This is a genomic window from Candidatus Cloacimonadota bacterium, from assembly GCA_020532355.1.
In the GTDB taxonomy this organism is placed as follows: Bacteria; Cloacimonadota; Cloacimonadia; order Cloacimonadales; family Cloacimonadaceae; genus UBA5456.
This window is the reverse complement of record JAJBBD010000318.1, coordinates 1-6153: the sequence shown is the minus strand read 5'-3', so window position 1 is coordinate 6153 and position 6153 is coordinate 1. Positions and strand designations below refer to the sequence as shown.

7 protein-coding genes are annotated in these 6153 nt (G+C 40.0%); 6 read left to right on the top strand and 1 reads right to left on the bottom strand.

The window, feature by feature from the left end; translation table 11 throughout:
- The 6 genes from LHW48_10955 to LHW48_10930 all read left to right on the top strand — a co-directional run.
- On the top strand, positions 1 to 405 hold a 405-nt coding region (locus tag LHW48_10955; protein MCB5260965.1), incomplete at its 5' end, for an asparaginase.
- Positions 406 to 408: 3 nt separating this feature from the next.
- Complete coding sequence (locus tag LHW48_10950; protein ID MCB5260964.1) at positions 409 to 1494, top strand: glycosyltransferase family 4 protein; 1086 nt, start codon at positions 409 to 411, stop codon at positions 1492 to 1494.
- Positions 1461 to 2720, top strand: a complete 1260-nt coding sequence (locus tag LHW48_10945) for a glycosyl transferase (protein MCB5260963.1) — start codon at positions 1461 to 1463, stop codon at positions 2718 to 2720. Before LHW48_10950 ends, LHW48_10945 begins: the two co-directional genes overlap by 34 nt.
- A gap of 70 nt (positions 2721 to 2790) precedes the next feature.
- Complete coding sequence (gene rpsT, locus LHW48_10940; protein MCB5260962.1) at positions 2791 to 3051, top strand: 30S ribosomal protein S20; 261 nt, start codon at positions 2791 to 2793, stop codon at positions 3049 to 3051.
- 15 nt (positions 3052 to 3066) lie between these two features.
- The gene (gene mtgA / locus LHW48_10935) at positions 3067 to 3750 is read left to right on the top strand and encodes a monofunctional biosynthetic peptidoglycan transglycosylase (protein ID MCB5260961.1); all 684 of its coding nucleotides are present in this window, start codon (positions 3067 to 3069) and stop codon (positions 3748 to 3750) included.
- A gap of 52 nt (positions 3751 to 3802) precedes the next feature.
- Positions 3803 to 5074, top strand: coding sequence for a DUF2851 family protein (locus tag LHW48_10930; GenBank protein ID MCB5260960.1), 1272 nt, complete (start codon positions 3803 to 3805; stop codon positions 5072 to 5074).
- A gap of 489 nt (positions 5075 to 5563) precedes the next feature.
- Here LHW48_10930 and LHW48_10925 read toward each other — a convergent pair.
- A partial coding sequence (locus LHW48_10925) for a ribonuclease HII (protein MCB5260959.1) occupies positions 5564 to 6153 on the bottom strand: 590 nt, incomplete at its 5' end.

Genomic DNA, 6153 nt, shown 5'->3' with positions numbered 1-6153 from the left:
CGCGAAAATGTGTGGACAGAGGTTCTAGACACTCGAGTTGATCTAATAAAAGCAGTGTGTGGAATGGACAATAAATATATAGATTGCAGCATCGATAACAGGGCGCGAGCCATTGTGATTGAGGCTTTTGGTCGAGGTAACTTACCTAAGGAAGTGTTGGAACCTATCAAACGTGCGATAGCAAAGAACATACTGGTAGTTATTGCATCTCGCACACTAACCGGTAGAGTCTTACCAGAATACGGCTATGATGGGGGAGGAAAGCATCTTAGCGATATGGGCGCAATCCTTGCTGGCGATCTAAAAGGCATTAAAGTACGGCTTAAGCTGATGACTCTGTTTGGCAAATATGACGATCCCGAATTGGTAAGACGCTTCTTTTCTCAATCTCAACCTACGGAGTAATTGATGAAGATTGCATTTTTAGGGCCTGCCCCACCTTTTAGAGGAGGAATTTCGCTTTTCGCATCGCATTTAGCCAACGAGATGTATAGGCAAGGACACGAGATATGTTTTTTCAATTTTCACCGTCAATACCCTGCGCTTCTATTCCCTGCCGGTAAACAAGAGGATAACATAGAAAGCATACATCTTAATAAGCGCATTCTTACGCCTTATCTTCCGTACACTTGGGATAAAACTGCTCGGGCGATCAACGAGTATATGCCAGATATTATAATTGTTTCTTGGTGGCTACCTTTCTTTGCTCCTGCATACGGTAGAATTCTTAGAAAAATAAAACAAGGGCGAAAAGTAATTCTGGCACACAATATTATGCCCCATGAAGAGTGGTTTGCCTCCCGAAGCCTCTTGCGATATGTATTTTCCAAAGCAGACGAGATTGTGGTACTTAGCAAGTCTTGTCTGTTAGAGCTCAAGCGCAATCTACCCAGTAGAATTGTACGCAAAGCAATCTTGGGATTTCATCCTATTTATGATACTCATAGTGGTGATAATACAAAAACTAATGCTCTCCCACGCATACTTTTCTTTGGTATGATAAAGGAGTATAAGGGTTTAGATGTGCTTTTAGATGCCATGCCCATTATCAGAGTCGCCATTCCAGATATTCGCCTTGTGATTGCCGGAACAGTATACAAAGACCAGGCTGTTTATGAAGAAAAAATAAAGGATTTGGATATTGGGGCTAATGTGGAAACTCATTTTCGCTATATTAGCGATAAAGAGGTTGCCAATTTTTTCAGACAATCTGACCTTTGTGTGTTACCATATAAAAGTGCAACCCAAAGCGGCGTAATTTCCACTTCATACAGTTACGATACTCCCGTCATTGCCTCTGATATTGGTGGAATTAGCGAGTATGTTGAAGCAGGAGAAACTGGTTTATTGGTACCGCCAAGTAATCCTCCCGCTCTTGCCGCTGCCGTGATCCAATTCTACGGCAAAGAAATGTTGATCGCAATGCAAAAATCAATTAGGAATTATAAAAAGAAGAATACTTGGTTCGAATTAGCAAGAATAATCTTGGGATAATGCGCATCCTTTTAATTAGCTACTATTTTCCGCCTTGTGGTGGAGCTCCAGTTCAACGCTGGCTAAGGTTTATTCCTCACTTAGTAAGATTCGGTTACCAGGTTACTGTATTGTGCTCTGAACATGGAGATTATCCGTTTATTGATGAAGCTCTTTGCCAAAAAATACCTCCTCAAGTGCAAGTTATCCGCGTAAAAGCTCCACAATGGCATCGGATTTGGCAAAAGATTTTCGGTAAAAAAAGTACTATCCCTTACGGCAGAATTCCCCCCAAAAAAAGCTTGCTCACCAAACTGTTCATCTGGTTAAGAATAAATCTCATTGTGCCAGATTTACGCGTATTCTGGAATCCTGCAGCATATCGGGCTGCATTATCCGAATTAAAAACAAAGCCATATTCTACTCTCATTACAACTGGTCCCCCTCACAGCAGTCATTTAATTGGCATGAGGCTACAATCTAAAACAAAGATACGATGGTTTGCCGATTTTAGAGATCCATGGACTGATATTCACTATTTAAAGCTGAACCCACCTTTGCCCATTGTGCAAAACATACATAAGTATTTAGAAAAAAAAGTATTAAGCCGTGCAGATTATGTGCTTATCGTATCTAAAGAAATCGCAGATTCACTTCCTGAGGGAAATAAACTTGTATTGCTCAATGGATTTGACCCCCATGATTTTGAAGATACTAAATACATTTCATCAAACTCTTTCCGCATTAAGTATGTTGGACAGTTTACTGCCGGACAAAAGCCCAGTTTAATAACTGATCTATGTAAGGCTGTTAACCGCGAATTCCAACTTAGCATGATTGGAACTCAGCTGAGTTCCGCCGAAGTGCAAGAACTACGGCAAAGCTGCATCAATACCCCAGTTTTAAAGGGATACGTTAGCCACGAACAAGCTATACAAGAAATGGTAGATGCCGATTTATTGATTCTTTTGGTAAACGATTATGAGGGCAATAGGGGCATGCTGACCACAAAGCTGTTTGAATATCTTGCTTCCCGTACTCCCATACTGTGCTTCTCTCCGCCAGAAGGAGCTGTTGTAGATATTCTTTCCCAAATTGATGGTGCAAAGGTGTTCTCATACAATCAGATATCTAATGCAGCAAATTGGGTGGATTCACTCCCCTTAGGCTTGCGCTGTAATGGCAATATAGATTCTTACAGCATTGACAAACAAATAGTTACGCTTGCAGAAGCCCTTTCAAGATAAAATTCTAGTTGACAGCAAATGGGCTTTAAACATTGTGACAAAAAATACTAACTAAAGAGAAGAGGTACCGATGCCACAACACAAATCTCCCCAAAAACGTATGGGAACGGACAAGAAAAGAGCTGCTCGCAACAATTACGTTAAACGCACAATTAGAACCCTAACCAAAGAACTGCAAGTTAATCCAGAAAATCGCATGGAACAGCTTGATAAGCTTTATGCCCAACTCGATAAAGCCGCCAAAAAGGGTGTTATCCACAAGCGTACTGCAAGCAGGCGCAAAGCTCGTTTGGCAGCCTTTGTAAACAAAGCAAACAAGCAGGAGAACTAATTTTTAAAGGAATAAATGGCTAAGGTCAAAAAGCATAAACGAAGTATCTTATCTAAGATACTTCGTCTCTTTTTTAAAATACATCTATGGTTTTGGGGGATAATTGCCGCTTTGTCGATTCTTTTCAACTTCATAAATCCACCTGTAACACCACTCATGATAGAACGCTATATATTTCGCGGCCACCCCATTTATAAACGCGAATATATCAAGCTGGAGAAAATTCCCCAACGCACTCACGATATGCTAATCGCTCTTGAAGATGGTAATTATTACAAGCATTTTGGCTTCGAATGGAATATGATTAAAGAAGCTTATAAGCGAAATAAAAAAGCACATGAAGTTCGTTTTGGCGCTTCAACAATAAGCAATCAGCTTGCTAGAACAATATTTTTAACTACTCATCGAAACTATTTTAGGAAATATCTGGAAGTTCAGGTTACACTTATCATGGAACTAACCATGAGTAAAAGACGCATGTTAGAGCTCTATTTTAACTATGTAGAATGGGGTAAGGGTGTATATGGAATAGAAACAGCTTCTAGAGCCTACTACAGCAAAAGCGCAGCAAAGTTAAACACTACACAATCCATGCGGATGATTGCAATTCTTTCTAACCCAATAAAGTATACTCCCCATACCTATGCCAATTCAGCTTCCGCCCGTGAGCGCATGAGATTTTTGCAACGTTATTTCTAATGCAAGCATGTATGAACCACTTATATAATACTTTAGCAATTCATATCTGGTAATGGAAGAAAGATTTTTATATCATATTTGGGACGAAGGGCATCTTATTACGCACCCTAAGTGCAATAGCGGTAAATTGCTTAAGATTTTATATCAAGGACAGTATAATACCGGGCGTGGTCCGGATTTTAAGAATGCCGTGATAGAGATTGATGGCAAACAGCAACGTGGCGACATTGAAATTCATCTTAAAACCTCCGATTGGCAAGCCCATAACCACCACGAAGATTTGTTTTACAATCAAGTTATACTGCACGTAGTGCTAAAACATAACTCGACATACAGCTACACTATTTTAGAAAACGGGAACGCAGTTGAAATTCTAACTCTTGAACATCAATTGAGTGATGATATCCTCAAATTAACAATCAATCAAAAGATACCTTCAAGCCCAGCTGTTTATTGTGATCTCCTTTCAGCAATCGATAATGATAGACTTGCTGCCATACTTCACAGAGCAGGTATTCGCCGTTTTGAAAGCAAAATAAAGCGTTTCAACACTGCCCTTTCCCTTAGTAGTTTCGATCAGATCTTCTATGAAGGCATGTTTGAAGCTTTGGGATATAGTAAAAATAAGCTAAATACGCTTCAACTTGCCCAATCTCTACCGCTATCCTTACTTAAGGGTTTTCTACAAGAAGGCTTAAGCGTACAGGATTTATGCTCAATTTATCTAATGGCTTCAGGATTATTGGAAAAAGCAAGTAAGGCACTTTCTTTGGAACAGCAATTAATTATTCACGATACCTGGGAAAAACAAGCTTATACTGCCAAGAGATTCGATATAGACTGGCAATTGTTTAGAATACGACCTCAAAACCACCCAATTAAACGCATTATTTATATAAGCTCAATAATCCACAACACGCTAGAAAAGGGATTATTCCGAAGTTTTATGAGTAATTGCCATACTAATTCTGCAATATACAAATCGTTCCGTAAATCCTTTGTTGCACATAAGAATCCCATTGGCAATGAGATGATGACTCTTGGCAAAAGCATCCAAGATAATATTTATCTAAATATCTTCTTACCCGTTCTTTGCCTTTGGCATCGTAGAATAGAGGGCGTTGATGCAGCGGTGATGGATGCTTATCGCAACTTTAAACCTTTACAGGCAAACTATATAACCAGATTTATGGAGCGCTATCTAAGTGCCTCACAAATCAAACTTGCCAACAGCAAAGCGATTTATCAACAAGGGTTGCTGGATATTTATCACCATTGGTGCAGTTGGCATTTATGCGCTGAATGCTTGTTGCGCAATAAATAGATTCCCTCGATAGCATACAACAAGGGTGGTTCGATCTTGCCCCCATACCCCTTTTTTTTAAACGGTCTTGAGCATATTTCAGAACTCGTACAGACCCATGAATCCCTCAATCTATAGCCCATGTGCAATACTTCCAGTATATAAGACCTTGTACAATGGTTAAATACATTCATGCAGCCCACTCTTTAACCCCACGTCTTCAACATAATACTAGCTATGCATTAAGCGGTTGTTATCCCTAACATACAGGATAATCTCAAGGGTATCCTTAGCTAAGAATAGCTTGAAGCGGTTGGTGGTCAACGGGTAACCATAATGTCGGGATAGTAGATTTCAAGGCAGTTGATTGGCCAAAGAAAGAGTGGAACACCTCTCAATAAAGAGCGAATACATGCGTATACCCAATAAGATAAAGCTTTTAGACTAGTTCATATTCAATTTACGAAAGGGTTTCTGAGCCATGTGCAGCAGTATTAACTGAAACTGTTGTTAGTGCAATCTGAAAGTTTTCCGATGCTCTTTGCAGGCTCCAAAACTGTTAAGAGCTTCATAATGAGCTTTAGTACCATAACCCTTGTGTTGCGCAAAACTGTATTCTGGGTATAGCTTGTCCATCTCAATCATCAATCTATCACGATAAACTTTGGCTAAAACTGAAGCAGCGGCGATACATGCTTGCCTAGAATCGCCCTTAATAACTGCCCTGCCTGGTATTGTGGAAGGAATATCTTTACCATCTACCAGCGCATATTGTGCTTTGGGTTCAAGCTTAAAAAAAGCTTTTTTGAAGCCCAGTAACGTAGCTTGCAGGATGTTTACTCTATCTATCGTTTTTGCAGGAATAGCGGCAATTGAATAACAGATGGCAGAAGACACTATCTCTGAGTAAAGCTTCTTCCTTTGCCTTGCTGTAAGCTTTTTAGAATCGTTTAATGCAGGCAAATCGACATGATAATCTAATACAACAGCAGCAACTACAACCGGTCCCGCCAAAGCACCCCTCCCTGCCTCATCCAATCCGGCACACATGGTAAAGCTTGTGCTCGAAAGCAAATCCAGATCGTTTTGTAGAAGATGAT

Excerpts from the sequence above, each read along its gene's own strand:
- LHW48_10950 (MCB5260964.1), top strand. The coding sequence starts at position 409 with ATGAAGATTGCATTTTTAGGGCCTGCCCCACCTTTTAGAGGAGGAATT.
- rpsT (MCB5260962.1), top strand. The coding sequence starts at position 2,791 with ATGCCACAACACAAATCTCCCCAAAAACGTATGGGAACGGACAAGAAA.
- mtgA (MCB5260961.1), top strand. The coding sequence starts at position 3,067 with ATGGCTAAGGTCAAAAAGCATAAACGAAGTATCTTATCTAAGATACTT.
- LHW48_10930 (MCB5260960.1), top strand. The coding sequence starts at position 3,803 with ATGGAAGAAAGATTTTTATATCATATTTGGGACGAAGGGCATCTTATT.